Here is a 17,355-nt window from a genome sequence, read left to right as displayed (position 1 = left end):
TTGTGATCGATGAAGCCGATGGGTCCGATACCCGCCTGGTTCGCGCAGGAAGAAGGGATGTTGCTGATCGGCGGATGCGGCGCGGCTAGTCTGGTGGACGAGGCGGGGGATACGCCGCTGTTCGTCTATGACATGGGCATTGTCGAAGCGCAGGTGCGGCGGTTCCGCGAGGCTATGCCCGATGCGCTGCATCTCCATTATGCGATCAAGGCCAATCCTTATGCGCCGCTGTTGGCCGGGATGGCGGGACAGGTCGATGGATTCGATATCGCGTCGGGCGGCGAACTGGAGATGGCGCTTGGCGCAGGAATGGCTCCGGATCGGATCAGTTTTGCCGGGCCGGGCAAGCGCAACGACGAACTGGAAGCGGCGATCTTTGCGGGCGTCACCATCAATCTGGAGTCGGAGGGCGAAGGGCGGCGCGCGCTGACCGTAGCGGAGAAGCTGGGCAAGACGCCGCGCTTGGCCGTGCGGGTAAACCCGGATTTCGATCTTAAAGGATCGGGGATGCGCATGGGCGGCGGGGCCAAGCCTTTCGGCGTCGATGCGGACCGCGCGGCGGCGCTGGCGCGGGCGATGATCGATGCCGGGGCGGACTGGCAGGGCTGGCATATTTTTGCAGGCAGCCAGAATCTCGATCCGCTGGCGATCATCGAAACCCAGGCGGCGACGATCACACTGGCGGCGCGATTGTCGGACGCGGTCGGCGCGACCCCGCCGCTCGTCAATCTGGGCGGAGGCTTTGGCCTGGCCTATTTCCCGGGCGATGATCGGCTGGATATCCGGCCGATCGGCGTCGCTTTGGACAGCGAGTTGGACAGTTTGCCGGGCGTTTTGCAGGGCAGCCGATTCGCGATCGAACTGGGCCGTTGGCTGGTGGGGGAGGCGGGCGTCTATCTGACCCGCGTGGTGGATGTGAAGGTCAGCCAGGGCGAAACCTTCGTCGTGGTCGATGGCGGGTTGCATCATCAATTGGCGGCCAGCGGCAATTTCGGTACGGTCGTGCGGCGCAACTATCCGATCGCTATCGCCAACCGTTTCGGCGCGGCCCCGGCGGAGGGGCCGGTCACGGTGGTCGGGTGCCTGTGCACGCCGATCGACCGGCTGGGCGACAAGGTGGCATTGCCGCCAGTGCAGGAAGGCGACCTGATCGCCATCTTCCTGGCGGGAGCCTATGGCGCGTCGGCAAGTCCTGCGGCGTTTCTTGGTCACCCAAGTCCTCGCGAACTTTTACTTGGCTGATTTGCGCAGGACTTAACTCCTAACGGTATCTTTACCCTTTAGCGGCAAGAAGAAGCCCGAAGCCATGTGCTGACGGTCGCCTTCTCCTCTCTGGCGGCCGACCGGGCATGGCCGCACGAAGAGGTGAGAATATGCGTTTTCTGTCGGTTTCCAGGCTTCTGATCGGTGTGTCTCTGCCCGCCGTCGCCTTGTCGGGCTGCGCGTCTGCGCCGTCCGGGCCGCAATTGCCGCCCGCATCCTTCGTGTCGACGCAGGAAGGGCCGGGCGAGGAATATATTATAGGCCCGCTCGATGACCTGACCATCTTCGTATGGCGCAATCCCGAACTGGGCGCGAAGGTGCAGGTGCGTCCCGACGGCCGCATCACCACGCCGCTGATCACGGACATGCCCGCCGTGGGCAAGACGCCCAAGATGCTGTCGGACGACATCAAGCTGGCGCTCAGCCAATATATTGAAAATCCGCTGGTGTCGGTGATCGTCAATAATTTCAGCGGTACGTTCAGCCAGCAGGTGCGGATCGTGGGCGCGACGGAAAAGCCGGCGTCCATCCCCTATCGCGCGAACATGACCCTGCTCGACGCAATGATTTCCGTCGGTGGCTTGTCCGAATATGCGGCGGGCAACCGTGCGCGGCTGGTCCGGTTCGACAAGGCCAGCGGCAAGCAGAAGGAATATCAGGTCCGCCTGGGCGACCTTTTGAGGAAGGGGGATACGCGCGCCAACGTGCTGCTGTCGCCCGGTGACGTCATCATCATTCCTGAAAGCATGTTCTGATCATGGCCGGTCTTTATGACGAAATGCTTGTCCTGCTGCATGGCATCTGGATCCGTCGCTGGTTGGCGATCGGCATCGCCTGGGGCGTGTGCATGCTGGGATGGCTGGGCGTCGCGCTCATCCCCAACAGCTATCAGTCCAAGGCGCGGGTCTATGTGAACACCCAGTCGCTGTTGCAGGACACGGTGGGCATCACCCAGGTCCAGTCGCAACAGGATCTGGACCGGGTGCGCAGCACTTTGGCGAGCGCGGACAATCTGGAAAAAGTGGTGCGCGACACCGACCTGTCGCAGACCGTGTCCGGCCCGCGTGACATCGCCGCGAAGATCACGACGCTGCGCGAGAATATTACGGTGATGGCGCAGGCCGATCCCAGCATGATCGACATCAGCGCGATCTCCGCCGATTCGAGCCTGTCGGACGGCGCCAATGCGCGCATCGCGCAACAGATCGTGCAAAAGCTGATCGACATATTCCAGGAACAGAATCTGTCGGGCGACCGCAACCAGACCAAGCAGAGCCTGGCCTTTCTGGACCAGCAGGTTGCCGCGCGCGGCAGGCAGCTGGAAGCGGCCGACCAGCGCCGCGTCGCCTTTGCCCAGCGCTATGTCGGGCTGTTGCCCGGCGCGGGATCGATCAGCCAGCGCATGGATGCGGCGCGGATGGAGATCAACAACATCGATTCGCAGCTGGTTCAGGCGCAAAGCGCGCTGAGCGCGATGAACGGCCAGCTGGTGGGTACGCCCGCGACGCTGCCGGGTGTCGGCGCGTCGGGCGGCGCATCGCCGCTGGCGCAGGCGCAGTCCAACCTGGCGTCGATGCGGGCGCGCGGCTGGACCGCCAATCATCCCGACGTGATCGCCGCGCAGCGTGAAGTCGATGCCCTGCGCAAGGCGGGCGGCGGTGGCAGCGCGGGCGGGGCGGGCAGCACGCCCAACCCGGCCTATCTCTCGATCAAGTCGATGCAGGCCGAACGCGCCGCCACGGTGCAGGCGCTCCAGACCCGCAAGGCGCAGTTGCAGGGCGACCTCAACACCATGATGTCCAAACAGGTCGATGAACCGGGCGTCGCATCGGAGCAGGAAAAGCTCGACAGCGATTATGCCGCGCTCAAGACCCAATATGACAAGCTGATGTCGGACCGGGAGGATATCCGCCTGCGTGGCGAGGTGAAGACCGAAACCGGCTCCGTCCAGTTCCGCGTCATCCAGCCGCCCAGCACGCCGACCGCGCCGACCGCGCCGAACCGGCCGCTGCTGTTGCTGGGCGTGCTGATCCTGGGCTTGGCCGCAGGCATCGGCGTCGCCTTTGCCCTGGGGCAGCTGAAAGGCACGTTCCCGACCGCCGCCCGGCTGGAAAAAGCGATAGGCCTGCCGGTCGCCGGATCGATCAGCCAGACCGTCAGCGCGGCGCAGGTCGCGATCGAAAAACAACGCATGAAATGGTTCGCTGGCGCGAGCGGCGGGTTGGCGGCCGTCTGCCTGCTGTTGATCGTGGTCGAATTTGTCCAGCGCGGCATGGCGTGAAGGAGCCAGGGAAAATGAACCAGCATAGCTCCATCAAGGGCCGGGGATCGCTGATCGAGCGGGCGACGGAAATCTACGATTTCAACGCCGCGCTGCGTGGTCGCGCCGGGCCTGCGGTCGATGTGTCGGCCGAGCTGCCGCCCTTGCCAGTTGCGCCGCCTGCGGCTGCGTCCTTCGTAGTCGATGCACCAGCCGCGCCGACGCCGCGTGCGCCGGCCTGGACTGGCCCGGCACAGGCGATCGACCGGGCGAAACTGGCGGAAGACGGTTTCCTGCGCCCCGATGGCGCGGTGACGACGATGAGCGAGGAGTTCCGCCTGCTCAAGCGCGACCTGCTGTCGCAATTGGCGGTCAATCCGCGCGGCAACCGCATCCTCGTCTGTTCCGCCCATAGTGGGGAGGGTAAGACATTCTGCGCGATCAATCTGGCGCTCAGCCTGGCGGCGGAGAAGGATCGCGAGATACTGCTGGTCGATGCCGATTTCGGCAAGCCCGGCATCCCGGCGCAATTGGGGCTGGAAGCCGGCCCCGGCCTGATGGACGCGCTGTCCAACCCGACGATCGCGATAGAAGATTGCGTCATCCGCACCGATATCCCGTCGCTGGCGATCCTGCCTGCCGGGCATCGCACCAATGACGACACCGAATATCTGGCGTCGGCCCGCACCGAACAGTTGCTCAAGCGGCTGACCGAGGGACGGCCCGACCGGATCGTCATTTTCAATTCGCCGCCTTTGCTCGCGGCGTCTGCCGCCGCCGTGCTCGCCAGCCATGCCGCCATCGCGCTGTTGGTGGTGCGCGCCGACAAGACGCCCGAAAGCGCGCTGCGCGATGCCGCAGGGATGCTCAAGGGCGGGGCGCAGGTCCAGCTTTTGCTCAACGCCGTCCGCTTTCAAAGCGGCGGCCGCCGTTTCGGCAGTTATTACGCCAAGGGGGAATCCCAGTCATGACCGTTCGGCTCTGGACCGCAGGCGCGTCGCTCGCCGTGCTGGCCGTTGCTATGCCTGCCCATGCGCAGTCGTCATCCGACGACAAGCGGCTGGACGTGGTGCCCTATATCGGGGTGGACCAGGTGGTGACGGGCCCGCTGAAAGGCGGCGGCGATGTGCTGACCTATACCAATGTCACCGCCGGGGTGACCGCCGAAGTGCAGAATAAGCGCGTCGAGGCGGCGGTGGACCTGCAATATAATCACAGCTTCGGCTGGAGCAGCCAGGCGGTGGATCAGGACGTGCTGAGCGGCTTTGGTCATGCGACCTTCAATGTCGCGCGCGGCCTGGGCATTCAGGCTGGCGGCCTCGCCACGCGGGTGCGGACGGATGGCCTGTCGGGCGCGTCGACGCAGCGCGACACCTATAGCAGCCAGGTCTGGTCCGGCTATGTCGGCCCGTCCTATACGACGCAATTGGGCGACTTCAACGTCAACGCAGGCTATCGGCTGGGCTATGCGCGGGTCGATGACAGCGTGAACCAGAATGCGATCGGCGGGCAGGCCAATGGCTCCTTCGCCGACAGCTGGACCAACAGCCTGAACGGATCGATCGGCTTTTCGCCCGACACGGTGCTGCCGGGCATCGGGCTGACCGCCAGTGCGGGCTATGATCGCGAAGACGCCAGCCAGCTCGACCAGCGATTCGAGGATCTGTGGGGCCGCGTCGATGCGACCGTGCCGGTGTCGCCCACGCTCGCCCTGGTCGGGGGCGTGGGTTATGAGAAGATCGAAATCAGCCAGCGTTCGCCGCAACTGGATGCGGACGGCGTGCCGCTGATCCGCAATGGCCGCTATGTTACCGACAAAAGCTCGCCGCGCGCCTTGGTCTATGATTTCGACGATATCATCTGGGACGCGGGCGTGTTGTGGCGGCCCAGCCGTCGCACGACGCTCCAGGCGCGGGTGGGCGAACGCTATGGCGGCATGACCTATCAGGGTAGCTTCCTGTGGCAGGGCCGCGACAGCCATGTCGCGATCATCGTCTTCGATGGCATCGACAGTTTCGGCCGCCTGATCACCGCCGATGTCGCCGCCCTGTCGGGCAGCAATTTCGACGTGGCGCGCAATCCGTTCACCGGCGACATCACCGGCTGCGCCTTCTCCACCACCGGTGGGGGGCAGTGTTTCAACGACGCGCTGTCGGGCATCACCGACGCCAATTTCCGCTATCGCGGCGTGTCTGCGCAATATGCGTTGCGGCGCGGGCCATGGGGATGGGGCTTGGGCGCGGGCTATTCGCAGCGCAAGTTCATCACGCCGACCGGCCAGACCGTCCTGATCCGCGGATCGCGGGATCAGAACTGGTACGGCAACGGGTCGGTGACCTATACGATCAACGATCGCGACAGTATCGACCTGGTTGGCTACATCAATTATTTCGATGCCAGCGGCGGCCGTGCCGACGTGTTGAACTATGGTTCATTCGCCAGCTATTACAAGGGCTTGTCGCGGCGCCTGTCCGCGTCGGCCTCGCTTGGCCTGGATGGTGTGCAGGCGGACGATCTGGATACGATCATCAGCGCTATGGGGCAGGTTGGCCTGCGCTACAGCTTCTAACCGGTCGGCTTGGAGACGAAGAGATGTACGATCAATTCTACGGCTTGCAGGGCCGCCCGTTCCAGCTGACGCCGGACCCGCATTATTATTTCGAAAGCGCAACGCACCGCAAGGCTTTGTCTTATCTCGGCTATGGCCTGGCGCAGGGCGAAGGCTTCATCGTCATCACCGGCGACATCGGCGCGGGCAAGACCACGCTGGTCGGCCATCTGATGCAGACGATCGATCCGGCGCGGTTGACCGCGGTCAAGATCGTGTCGACGCAGGTCGAGGGCGACGACATGCTGCGGCTGGCCGCGCAGAGTTTCGGCCTGGCGACCGACGGCCTGTCCAAGGCGGCGATCCTGCATCAGGTCGAAGGGCTGCTCCACGCCCAGGCGCGCGCCGGACGGCGCAGCCTGCTGATCGTGGACGAGGCGCAGAACCTGCCCGTTTCCGCGATCGAGGAATTGCGGATGCTGTCCAACTTCCAGCTGGGCGGCCAGTCGCTGTTGCAGATTTTCCTGCTGGGCCAGCCGGAGTTTCGCGATCTGATCCAGTCGCCGCAGTTGGAGCAATTGCGCCAGCGCGTGATTGCGACCCATCATCTGGAACCGATGATGGCGAACGAGGTCGAACCCTATATGCTCCATCGCCTGGCGATTGCGGGCTGGAACGGCAATCCCGCCTTCACGCAGGACGCGTTCGCCGCGCTCTATGCCGCGACCGGCGGCGTGCCGCGCCGTTTGAACGCGCTGGCGAGCCGGGTGCTGCTGCTGGGCGCGATCGAGCAATTGCATGTGATCGACGAAGAGGTCGTGGGTGCGGTCGTCGCCGACATGGGCCTGGACAGCGATGTCGCGCTGGAGGTGGTGGCGCCCTCGCGCCTCGATACGGTCGAGGAAAGCGTTGCGCCTGCGCCGCAGGAGGTTGCGCCTTTCGCTGCGGAAGAGCGCTTTGAAGTAGAGCCGGTCGAGGATCAGCCTGTCGCCTTTGCGCCGGAGCCGGTGGTCGAGGATGAAGCCGTGCTGGACCTGGCGGACGAAGCGCCTGTTGCCGAGGCCGATGCGGCAGATGATCGCTTTGCTTCCTATGAACAGCCCGTCGAAGAAGAGCCGATCGAACTGGACGCCGCCTGGGCGGAGCCGACGTGGGAAGAAGCTGCGATCGAACCGGTCGCGGTTGCCGATGAAACGGAAGCTGACGAACCCGATGCGCCGGGAAAAGTCGTGTCGGAGGAACCTGCCACGCCCAGCGTGGTTGCGCCGTTCGCGCGCCCGGCCTTCGCCGCCTTTTCCGCACCGCGCGCGGTCGAGCCGGACCCTGCGCCGGAACCCGATCCTGTCCTAGACGAGGAGGAGGTAGAGGTGACCGCATTCAACCCCTGGTCGATGCCGGAAGCGGACGAAACCGCCGACGCCGTTGCTGAGGACGAAGCCGTAGCGGAGGCCGAGGCCTACCCGGCGCACGAGCCTTTCGCTGACATAGCGTCTTTCGCGCAGGCCGAACCGGTAACCGAAGACGCCCCAGAACCCTTCGCGGTCGATGCCGCCGACATCGACGCGCTGCGCGCCGACATGCTGGGCGAAATCGAAGCGCTGCGGGCGGAGATCGCGTCGCTGCGCGCGGTGCAGTCGCATGTGCCCTTCGGCCAGCCGATACAGGCGGAAATCGATCCCGACGCGCTCAAGGACTGCTTCACCCTGATCGAGGAACGACTGTCGGCGCTGGAGTTTCGCGCCGAGGAACAGGATACGGCGCTGCGTCGCGTGCTGACCCTGCTGGTCGATTGGGTCGAGCGGGAAGAGCGGATGGCGGATGTGCAGGCTGGCGTCGCCGCCTGACGCGTCTATGACCGGCAAGGTTGGGAACATGATGCAGAACGCCCTGTCCGTCGATGTCGAGGACTGGTTCCAGGTCGGTGCGTTCGAACGCACATTGAAGCGTGCCGACTGGGACGGTCTGACCCACCGCGTCGAAGCCAATAGCGACGCGGTGCTGGACCTGTTCGCGCAGGCAAACGTCAAGGCGACCTTCTTCACCTTGGGCTGGGTGGCGGAACGCTATCCCGCGCTGATGCGCCGCATTGCCGACGCCGGACATGAAGTCGCCAGCCATGGCTACGACCATGCCCGCGTCTTCACCTTCACGCCCGAACAGTTCCGCGCCGACCTGCGCAAATCGCGCGCGATCCTGGAGGATGCGAGCGGGCAGGCGGTGACCGGTTATCGCGCGCCCAGCTTTTCCATCGATCCGCGCACACCTTGGGCACACGCGATTTTGGCGGAGGAAGGCTATCGCTATTCCTCCAGCGTCGCGCCGATCCGGCACGATCATTATGGCTGGCCCGATTCGCCGCGCTTCGCCTGGAAGCCGGTGGCGGGATCGGATCTGGTCGAACTGCCGGTCACGACCGCCAAATGGGGCAAGCGCACGCTGGCGGCGGGCGGCGGGGGCTTTTTCCGGCTGCTGCCCTATGCTTTTTCGCGCTGGGCGATCCGGCAGGTGAATGAGGAAGCGGGCCGCCCGGCGATCATCTATTTCCATCCGTGGGAGATCGATCCCGATCAGCCGCGTGTGACGGATGCGCCGCTGCGCTCGCGGCTGCGCCATTATAGCAATTTGTCGGTGATGGCGGCCAAGCTGCGCCGCCTGACGCGCGACTTCGCCTGGACCCGCGTGGATGCGCTGGCCGATGCGGAAGCGGCGCGCGCGTCATGATGATCGGCAATAGTGCCGATATGGCGATCACCATGCTGGATATGGACGATCCGGCTCAGGCGGAAGCCATCGATGATTTCGTGATGGCGCATGGCGACAGCACGCCTTTTCATCGGACGGCCTGGCTGCGCGCGATCCAGCAAGCGACGGGGCATCGGGCGATCCTGCTGGCAGCGGTCGCACCGTCGGGCGCAATCAAAGGGCTGTTGCCGCTGCATCACATTAAAAGCCGCCTGTTCGGCGATGCGCTGGTGTCCACCGCCTTCGCCGTCGATGGCGGCCTGCTGGTCACGGATGATCGGGCGATCGCGCCGCTGGCCGCTGCGGCGCAGGATCTGGCGCGCGACCGGGGCGGGGCGCCCTTGGAACTGCGCGGCGGGCCAGCGCCGGGCGGTGACTGGCAACGGCGTGAAGGCAACTATGTCGGTTTCGTCCGGCCGCTGGCGGCGGATGACGAGGCGGAATTGCTGGCGGTGCCGCGCAAGCATCGCGCGGAATTGCGCAAGGCGCTCACCAACCCGGCGCTGCACATCGAGACGGGGCGCAGCGACCGGCTGCTGCGCGATCAATATCATGTCTATGCGACCAGCGTCCGGAACCTTGGCACCCCGGTCTTTCCCGCCAAGCTGTTTCAGTCGGTGTTGCAGCAGTTCGGCGAAGATGCCGATCTGCTGGTCGTGCGTGACGGCGATCGGCCGGTGTCGGCGGTGCTGACGCTCTATCATCAGGGGCGGACCATGCCCTATTGGGGCGGCGGCGTGGCGGACGCGCGGCGGTTGCGATCCAACGAACTCATGTATTATCGCCTGATGGGCCATGGTCGCGCGCGCGGCATGACCCATTTCGATTTCGGCCGGTCTAAGGTCGGCAGCGGGCAGGCGGCGTGGAAGAAGAGTTTCGGCTTCGAGCCGGTGCCGCGCATCTATCATGGCTGGTCGGCCGATGGATCACAGCGGGACGTCAATCCGAACAGCGCCAAATATCAGCGGCGGATCGATTATTGGAAGCGGCTGCCATTGCCGGTCGCCAATCTGATCGGCCCGCTGATTTCGCGTGGCCTTGGTTGATACGCATACGAAATATTCAACCCTGACCAGCAGGTTCGGGCAGGGGTGACGAGGAATGATGTCCATGAATGCAATCACAGGTCTGGGCGTCATCGTGGACGAAGCGCGGCTGTCCGACCCGGCGCTTGTTGCGGAACTGGACAATTGGGTGTGCGCCCATCCGCAATCGACGCCCTTCCACCGGCCCGGCTGGATCATGGGGGTGGAGGCCGGAACCGGGCAGAAGGCGAAGATATTGGTCGCGCGCCTGATGACCGGCGAGATCGTCGGGATGTTGCCGCTGACCTATATCAGATCGACCCTGTTCGGTCGTGCGCTGGTGGGCAGCGGCTTTGCGGTCGATGGCGGCATATTATCGACGCATCGCAAAGCGGGACCGGCGCTGGCCGACGCGGCCTGGACGCTGGCGGGGCAACTGGGGTGCGACACGCTGGAACTACGCGGTGGTGAGGCGCCGGGCGGCGCAACCTGGCAGGAAAAGGCCGATGCCTATCTGGGCTTCGCCCGCCCGCTGGCCGCCGACGACGAAGCGGAATTGAAGGCCGTGCTCAAGCGGCACCGGGCGGAAATCCGCAAGGGGATCGCCAATGATCTGACCTTCGACATGGGCCGCGACAAGCGGCTGCGCGACATTCATTATCGGCTTTATGCCCATAGCGTCCATAATCTGGGCACGCCGGTCTTCCCGCGCGCGCTGTTCGACCGGATCATGGACCGGTTCGGGGAGGACGCGGACATCGCGCTGGTGTCGAAGGATGGCGTCCCGCTGTCGGCGGTGATCAGCTTCTATCATCGCGGCGCGTGCATGCCCTATTGGCATGGCGCGGGCGAAGGGGCGCGGGCGATGCGGTCCAACGAATATCTATACTTTCGGCTGATGGGCGCGGCGCGGGCGCGCGGCTGCACCATCTTCGATTTCGGCCGGTCGAAAGTCGGCACCGGGCCAGCCGCCTGGAAGAAGACATGGGGGTTTGAGGGCGAACCGCTTGGCTATTATCTCCGCACCGCGCCGGGGAAAGAGACGCGCGACGTCAATCCGCTGTCGCCGCAATATCGGCGCAAGGTCGAATATTGGAAGAAGCTGCCCGAATCGATCGCCAACCTGATCGGCCCGCATATCGCGCGAGGGCTGGGATGAGCGGTGACATCCTGTTCCTATGCCACCGCATCCCCTTTCCGCCGGATCGGGGCGACAAGATTCGCTCCTATCATCTGCTCAAGCGGCTGGCGGAGATGGCGCCGGTGCATGTCGGTTGCTTTGCCGACGATGATCGCGACCAGGGCTTTGCAGACGAGATGGCGCAGGTGAGCGCCAGCCAGTGCGTGCTGCTGCGCGACCGGTCAAGGGTCGTCGCCGGGCTGACCGGGCTGGCGAAGCGGCAGTCTTTGTTGGTGTCGCTGTTCGATCATCCCGACCTGCATCGCTGGGTCGCGCAGACGCTGGCGGAGCGGCCGATCCGCGCCGTCGTCGCCTATTCGGCGCAGATGGCGCATTTCGTGCCGGTCCTTCCGGCGGGCGTGCGCTTCCTGATGGATTTCGTGGATTTCGATTCCGCCAAATATGCGGCCTATGGCGCGCAAGGTGCGGGACCGATGGGCTGGATCAACCGGCGCGAAGGGCGGGTGCTGCTTGATTTCGAGCGTGCGACCGCCGCGCGGGCGGACGTCAGCAGTTTCGTCAGCGAGGCGGAAGCGGCGCTGTTCCGCGATGCCTGCGGCCTTGGTTCGGATCGGGTGGTGGCGATCGAAAATGGCGTGGCGCTCGACTATTTCGATCCGGCGGCCAGTTTCCCGGCGATCGAGCGGGGAGAGGGGCCATTGCTCGTATTCACCGGGCAGATGGATTATCGGCCCAATGTCGAGGCAGTCGAGAGTTTCGCGCGCCAGACATTGCCAGCCATCCGCGCCGTCCATCCCGACGCGCGCTTCGCGATCGTCGGGCGTAATCCGGCCAAGGCGGTGGCAGCGCTGGCTGACTTGCCGGGCGTGATCGTGACGGGCGGCGTGCCCGACGTGCGCGGCTGGCTGGCGGCGGCGGATGTCGTCGTCGCGCCGCTCCGCATCGCGCGCGGCATCCAGAACAAGGTGCTGGAGGCGATGGCGATGGCGCGTCCCGTCGTCGCGTCGCCCCAAGCCGCCGAGGGCATCGACGCGACCGATGAGGCGCATTTGCTGGTCGCCGCCAATCCGGCGGAGGAAGCGGCGAAGATCGTCGCGCTGCTGGCCGATCCGGCAAAGGCCGTGCGGCTGGGCATGGCCGCGCGTGCACGTATGGAGGCGCGCTATCGCTGGTCGGCGACGCTGGGCAATCTGCCTGAACTGCTGTTCGGATCGGCATCGGGGGCGATACAGGCGGCATGAGCGATCGCGCAATCCCGATGGAGCGGTTGCCGCTGACGGACCTGACCGGCTGGCGCGGGCATCTGATCGCGCTGGCGATCGTCGCCTTCGCGATATTGTCGCTGTTTTTCGCCGATGTGAAGACCATGGTATCGATCTGGTGGAACGCCTCCACCTTCGGCCATTGCCTGTTCATTCCCTTCCTCATCGCCTGGCTGGTGCAGCAACGCCTGCCGGGATTGCGCCAATTGGAGCCGGTCGCCTGGGGGCCGGGGCTGGTCTGGCTGGGGCTGGGCGCCTTTGCCTGGTTGCTGGGCGCGTCGGCGGGAGTGGCGATGGTCCGCCATGGCGCGCTGATCGTCATGTTGCAGGGCGCGACCATCGCGCTGCTCGGCCCGGCGGTGGCGCGGGCGCTGCTCTTTCCGCTCTTCTACGCCTTCTTCATGGTGCCTTTCGGTGAGGAGATCGTGCCGCCGTTGCAACTGGTGACGGCGCGGCTGGCGATGCTGCTGCTCGATCTGTCAGGGGTGCCCGCGCATATGGAGGGCATCTTCATCACCACGCCGACCGGCTATTTCGAGGTGGCGGAAGCCTGTTCGGGGGCGAAGTTCCTGATCGCGATGACCGCCTATGGCACCTTGGTCTGCAATGTCTGTTTCAAAAGCTGGTCGCGCCGGGCGGTATTTCTCACCGGCGCGCTGAGCCTGTCGGTGCTGGCGAACGGGGTGCGTGCCTTTGCCACCATATTGGTCGCGCATCTGACGACCGTGGATGCCGCCGTGGGCTTCGATCATGTCGTCTATGGCTGGGTTTTCTTCGCGATCGTGATGATCGTAGTGATGGCCGCGGCTTGGCCCTTCTTCGATCGCAAGCCGGGCGATCCGTGGTTCGATCCGCGTGCGCTGCAAGGAGCGGTGCGGGCGCCGTCCAACGCGGGGACAATGGCGGGCGGGGCGCTGGCGATGATCGTCGCCGCGCCGCTCTGGCTCGCCGCCACCGCCGCTGCCGCCGATCCTTTGCCGCCGGTGCTGCGCCTGCCTGCGGTGCAGGGCTGGACCCGGACCGACGCGCGGCAGGCTTATCCGTGGACGCCGCGCTTCGATGGCGCGGATCATTTCGTGATCGGGCGCTATCGCAGCGGGCAGGGGCAGGTCGTGGACCTCGCCATCGCCGCCTATGACTATCAGGACGAAGGGCGCGAATTGGTCGGGTTCGGCCAGGGTGCGGCCGACCCGGACAGCGAATGGGTGTGGTCGTCGCCCGCCCGCGCGCCCGCTGACGCCCGGGGTGAGCAGATCACCGCGCCCGGCCCGGTGGTGCGCCATGTGGTCAGCTTCTATCGCGTCGGTGACGGCGCGCCGTCCGGCAGCAGGCCTGCCATCAAGCTGGCGACGATGAAGGCGCGGCTGTTGGGGCAGGACCAGCGCGCCGTCGCGATATTGGTGTCGGCGGAAGACAGCGAAGGGCGATCGTCCGACGCGGCTATCGGAGCGTTCCTGACCGATCTTGGCAGCGTGCAGCTTTTGGCTGACCGCAGCGTCGGCATCCGATAAGGAATGTCTCAGCGGTTCCCCGGCGCAGGCCGGGGGCCAGTTTCCACGCTCTGGACTGGACCCCGGCCTGCGCCGGGGAACAGTGTCATGTCACTATCGGCCCGCTTTGACGTTATCCCACAGCCCGAACGGGGTATGATTTGCCGGGCGATCCATTAAAGGCCAGAACATGTGCGGCATTGCGGGCATCTTCCATCTCGAAACGGCCAAGCCCGTGGACCCGGCGCGGGTGCGCGCGATGCTGGACGCCATGCCGCATCGCGGGCCGGACGGCAGCGGCATCTGGACCGCGCCTGGTGTAGGCCTCGGCCATTTGCGCCTGTCGATCATCGACCTGGAATCCGGCGCGCAGCCGATGCTGACCGACGACGAAAGCCTGGCCGTCGTCTTCAACGGCGAAATCTATAATTTCGCTGAAGTGCGCGCGGAATTGGAGGCGAAGGGCCATGTCTTTCGCACGCATAGCGACACCGAAGTCATCCTGCATGGCTATCGCCAATGGGGCGAAGAGTGCGTCCAGCGGTTCAACGGCATGTTCGCCTTCGCCTTGTTCGACGCGCGGGCGCAGGCATTGTGGCTGGTGCGCGACCGTATGGGGGTCAAGCCGCTTCATTATGCGCTGCTGTCCGACGGCAGCCTGATCTTCGGATCGGAGTTGAAGAGCCTGCTGGCGCATCCTTTGCTGCGCCGCGCGCCGGACCTGAGCGCGGTCGAGGATTATATGGCCTATGGCTATGTCCCCGACGACGCCTGTCTGGTGGCGGGCGTGCGCAAGCTGGGTGCGGGGGAGACATTGCGCTTGGTGCGTGGGCGGCCCTTGCCGCAGCCGCAGCGCTATTGGGACGTCAGCTTCGCCGACCGGACCAAGGCGAAGCCCGAGGCGCTGGAGGAAGAACTGGTCGCGCTGATGCGGCAGGCGGTGCGATCGCGCATGGTGGCGGACGTGCCGCTGGGCGCGTTCCTGTCGGGGGGTGTGGACAGTAGCAGCGTGGTCGCTTTGATGGCAGAGGCGTCGCGCCAGGCGGTCAAGACCTGCACCATCGGTTTCGATGTCGCGGCGCTCGATGAAACCGCCTTTGCCGATCGCATCGCCCGCCGCTTCGCCACCGATCATCGCACCCGCATCGTATCGCCCGACGATTTCGAGCTGATCGACCGGCTGGCCTTCCATTTCGACGAGCCTTTTGCTGACCCATCCGCCCTGCCGACCTTCCGCGTGTGCGAGCTGGCGCGCGAGCAGGTGACGGTGGCGCTGTCGGGCGATGGCGCGGACGAGGCATTCGCGGGTTACCGTCGCCACCGCTTCCAGATGCAGGGGGAACGGTTTCGGTCGCTGATCCCCGCGTCGGTGCGCCAGCCTGTGTTCGGGACGCTGGGCAAATATTATCCCAAGGCGGACTGGGCGCCGCGCGCGTTGCGGGCCAAGTCGACGCTGCTGGAACTGGCGGGCGAGGGCGGGGAAGCCTATGCCGCGTCGGTGGGCGTGACGCCGCACGCTTTGCGTCAACGTCTGTTCAGCCAGGAGATGAAGGGTCGCCTTGGCGCCTATCGCGCCGAGGACCGCTATATCAAGGCGATGGCCGACGCGCCCGCGCGCGACGCGTTGGACCGGGCGCAATATGCCGATATCCGCATCTGGCTGCCCGGCGACATCCTGACCAAGACCGACCGGATGAGCATGGCCGTCAGTTTGGAAGCGCGCGAGCCGTTGCTGGACCATCGGCTGGTGGAGTTCGCCGCGCGCTTGCCGGTGGCACAGCGCATTCGCGGCAATAGCGGCAAATATATCATGAAGAAGGCGATGGAGCCGTTCCTGCCGCAGGACATTCTCTATCGCCAGAAAATGGGCTTCGTGACCCCGATCAGCGCCTGGTTCCGCGGTGCGCTGGCGGGCGAAGCGACGGCGATTGCGGGCGGATCGGCGCTGGCGAAGACGGACTGGTTCGACACCCGGATGCTGGCGAAGGTCGCGGCAGACCATCGGTCGGGCGTGTCCGATCATGGGCGGCTGTTGTGGCAATTGCTGATGCTGGACAAATCGCTGACGCGGCTGTTTGGAGCGTAGCAGCAAACCGTTCGCCCTGAGCGAAGTCGAAGGGCTTGGTCGAGCGGAGCGAGACACTTCGCTTCGCTCTGTGATGGGCTTCGACTTCGCTCAGCCCAAACGGAGGTTGGAGGCGAGGCGCGAACCCCTTGCAACCCGCGCCTGCCGGTGCCAACGGGACGCATGGCGATAAGCAGGGCGCACCAGTGACAGTCTCCAAGGAAATCGTTCGATTACGGCTCTATGCGCTGTGTCTGGCGGGGGACATGGCGGGATTGTTCGCGGCGTTCCTGGTGGCGAACTGGTTCGTGCTGGGCGCGTTCTGGGGTGAGCCGGGCAAGCCGCACGGCCTCGTCATGTTTGCCATGATCGCGCCGCTCTATGCGCTGCTCGCTGTGCAGGGCGGTGCCTATGGCATCAATACGCTGGAGCGGGTGCGGCGCGGCGTCGTGCGGGCGCTCTGGGCGCTGGCGCAGGCGGCGCTGCTGATGCTGCTGATCGTTTATCTGGGCAAGATTGCCGAGCAATTGTCGCGTCTGACGTTCATCACCGGTCTGGCGCTGGGCGCGGTGGCGGTGGCGCTGGTGCGTGTCGCGGTCGCGCGGCTGGCGGTCGCCCTGCTGGGCGATGTGCCGCATCTGACCGCCGTGATCCTGGATGGGGTGTCGATCACCGTCGGCCCGCATATGGATGTCATCGACGCCGATGCCGCAAACCTCCATCCCGAACGGCATGACGCCGACATGGCGGCGCGGCTCGCCGCGGTGGTGGGGATGGCGGAGCGGGTGATCGTCGCCTGTCCGCTCGATCGGATGGCGGACTGGTCGGCGGCGCTCAAGTCGTTGTCCGCGCGGGGCGAGATCGTCGTGCCCGAATTGCTTCGCTTCGCCCCGGCGCGGATCGATGAGTTTGACGGCCAGCCCACGATCATCGTCGCGGGCGGTCCGCTGCATTTCCGCGATCGGCTGATCAAGCGGCTGTTCGACCTCATCGTCGCGACGCTCGCCACCATCCTCTTGTCGCCGATCCTGATCGGCGCGGCGATTGCGGTGCGGTTGACCAGCCCCGGTCCGGCGCTGTTCCGCCAGCCGCGTATCGGCAAGGACGCCCGGTCCTTTGCCATCTATAAATTCCGCTCGATGCGCAGCGAGGCGAGCGATCATAAGGCGGCGACGCTGACCCGGCGTGACGATGACCGGGTGACGAAGGTCGGCGCTTTCCTGCGCAAGACCAGCATCGATGAACTGCCCCAACTGTTCAACGTGTTGAAGGGTGACATGAGCATCGTCGGCCCACGCCCGCACGCCGCCGCCGCCAAGGCGGGCGACAGCCTCTATTGGGAGGTCGATGCGCGATACTGGGCGCGGCATTGCATCAAGCCGGGCATGACCGGACTGGCGCAGGTGCGCGGCCATCGTGGCTCCACCGACCATCATCAGGATCTGATCGACCGGCTTCAGTCCGACCTGGAATATGTCAGCGACTGGTCGGTGTGGCGCGACCTGCGGATCATCTTTGCGACGCTGGGCGTGCTGGTCCATCACAAGGCCTATTGAGCG

At 65.5% G+C, this 17,355-nt stretch carries 12 protein-coding genes and 1 pseudogene; all 13 read left to right on the top strand.

Features of this window, described 5'->3' with window-relative positions:
• The first annotated feature begins 9 nt into the window (after positions 1-9).
• The 13 genes and pseudogenes from U5A89_RS13500 to U5A89_RS13440 all read left to right on the top strand — a co-directional run bounded on the left by U5A89_RS13500 (position 10) and on the right by U5A89_RS13440 (position 17,352).
• Complete coding sequence (locus tag U5A89_RS13500) at positions 10-1,242, top strand: pyridoxal-dependent decarboxylase, exosortase A system-associated (RefSeq protein WP_338161597.1); 1,233 nt, start codon at positions 10-12, stop codon at positions 1,240-1,242.
• Between the two features lie 131 nt (positions 1,243-1,373).
• Positions 1,374-2,018 (top strand): XrtA/PEP-CTERM system exopolysaccharide export protein, encoded by a 645-nt coding sequence (locus U5A89_RS13495; protein WP_338161596.1) that lies wholly within the window; start codon positions 1,374-1,376, stop codon positions 2,016-2,018.
• 2 nt (positions 2,019-2,020) lie between these two features.
• Positions 2,021-3,544, top strand: a complete 1,524-nt coding sequence (locus U5A89_RS13490) for an XrtA system polysaccharide chain length determinant (RefSeq protein ID WP_338161595.1) — start codon at positions 2,021-2,023, stop codon at positions 3,542-3,544.
• A 14-nt stretch (positions 3,545-3,558) separates the two neighbouring features.
• The gene (locus tag U5A89_RS13485; protein WP_338161594.1) at positions 3,559-4,494 is read left to right on the top strand and encodes an AAA family ATPase; all 936 of its coding nucleotides are present in this window, start codon (positions 3,559-3,561) and stop codon (positions 4,492-4,494) included.
• Positions 4,491-6,092, top strand: a complete 1,602-nt coding sequence (locus tag U5A89_RS13480) for a hypothetical protein (protein ID WP_338161593.1) — start codon at positions 4,491-4,493, stop codon at positions 6,090-6,092. Before U5A89_RS13485 ends, U5A89_RS13480 begins: the two co-directional genes overlap by 4 nt.
• A 23-nt stretch (positions 6,093-6,115) precedes the next feature.
• Positions 6,116-7,141, top strand: a pseudogene (locus tag U5A89_RS13475) (XrtA/PEP-CTERM system-associated ATPase); the annotation flags it as partial.
• 802 nt (positions 7,142-7,943) lie between these two features.
• Positions 7,944-8,792, top strand: coding sequence for an XrtA system polysaccharide deacetylase (locus tag U5A89_RS13470; RefSeq protein WP_338161592.1), 849 nt, complete (start codon positions 7,944-7,946; stop codon positions 8,790-8,792).
• The gene (locus tag U5A89_RS13465; protein WP_338161591.1) at positions 8,789-9,859 is read left to right on the top strand and encodes a FemAB family XrtA/PEP-CTERM system-associated protein; all 1,071 of its coding nucleotides are present in this window, start codon (positions 8,789-8,791) and stop codon (positions 9,857-9,859) included. The genes U5A89_RS13470 and U5A89_RS13465 overlap by 4 nt, the downstream gene beginning before the upstream one ends.
• 64 nt (positions 9,860-9,923) lie before the next feature.
• Complete coding sequence (locus U5A89_RS13460; protein ID WP_338161590.1) at positions 9,924-10,997, top strand: FemAB family XrtA/PEP-CTERM system-associated protein; 1,074 nt, start codon at positions 9,924-9,926, stop codon at positions 10,995-10,997.
• The gene (locus U5A89_RS13455; RefSeq protein ID WP_338161589.1) at positions 10,994-12,220 is read left to right on the top strand and encodes a TIGR03087 family PEP-CTERM/XrtA system glycosyltransferase; all 1,227 of its coding nucleotides are present in this window, start codon (positions 10,994-10,996) and stop codon (positions 12,218-12,220) included. The genes U5A89_RS13460 and U5A89_RS13455 overlap by 4 nt, the downstream gene beginning before the upstream one ends.
• Entirely contained in the window at positions 12,217-13,752 is a 1,536-nt protein-coding gene (gene xrtA / locus U5A89_RS13450; protein WP_338161588.1) for an exosortase A, read from the top strand. Before U5A89_RS13455 ends, xrtA begins: the two co-directional genes overlap by 4 nt.
• A 169-nt stretch (positions 13,753-13,921) precedes the next feature.
• The gene (locus U5A89_RS13445) at positions 13,922-15,817 is read left to right on the top strand and encodes an XrtA/PEP-CTERM system amidotransferase (protein ID WP_338161587.1); all 1,896 of its coding nucleotides are present in this window, start codon (positions 13,922-13,924) and stop codon (positions 15,815-15,817) included.
• Positions 15,818-16,002: 185 nt separating this feature from the next.
• Positions 16,003-17,352 (top strand): exopolysaccharide biosynthesis polyprenyl glycosylphosphotransferase, encoded by a 1,350-nt coding sequence (locus U5A89_RS13440; RefSeq protein WP_338161586.1) that lies wholly within the window; start codon positions 16,003-16,005, stop codon positions 17,350-17,352.
• Positions 17,353-17,355 lie beyond the last annotated feature (3 nt).

The organism is Sphingobium sp. HWE2-09 (genome assembly GCF_035989265.1).
In the GTDB taxonomy this organism is placed as follows: Bacteria; Pseudomonadota; Alphaproteobacteria; order Sphingomonadales; family Sphingomonadaceae; genus Sphingobium.
The sequence above is the reverse complement of the archived record's forward strand: the minus strand, read 5'-3'. Positions and strand labels throughout refer to the sequence as shown.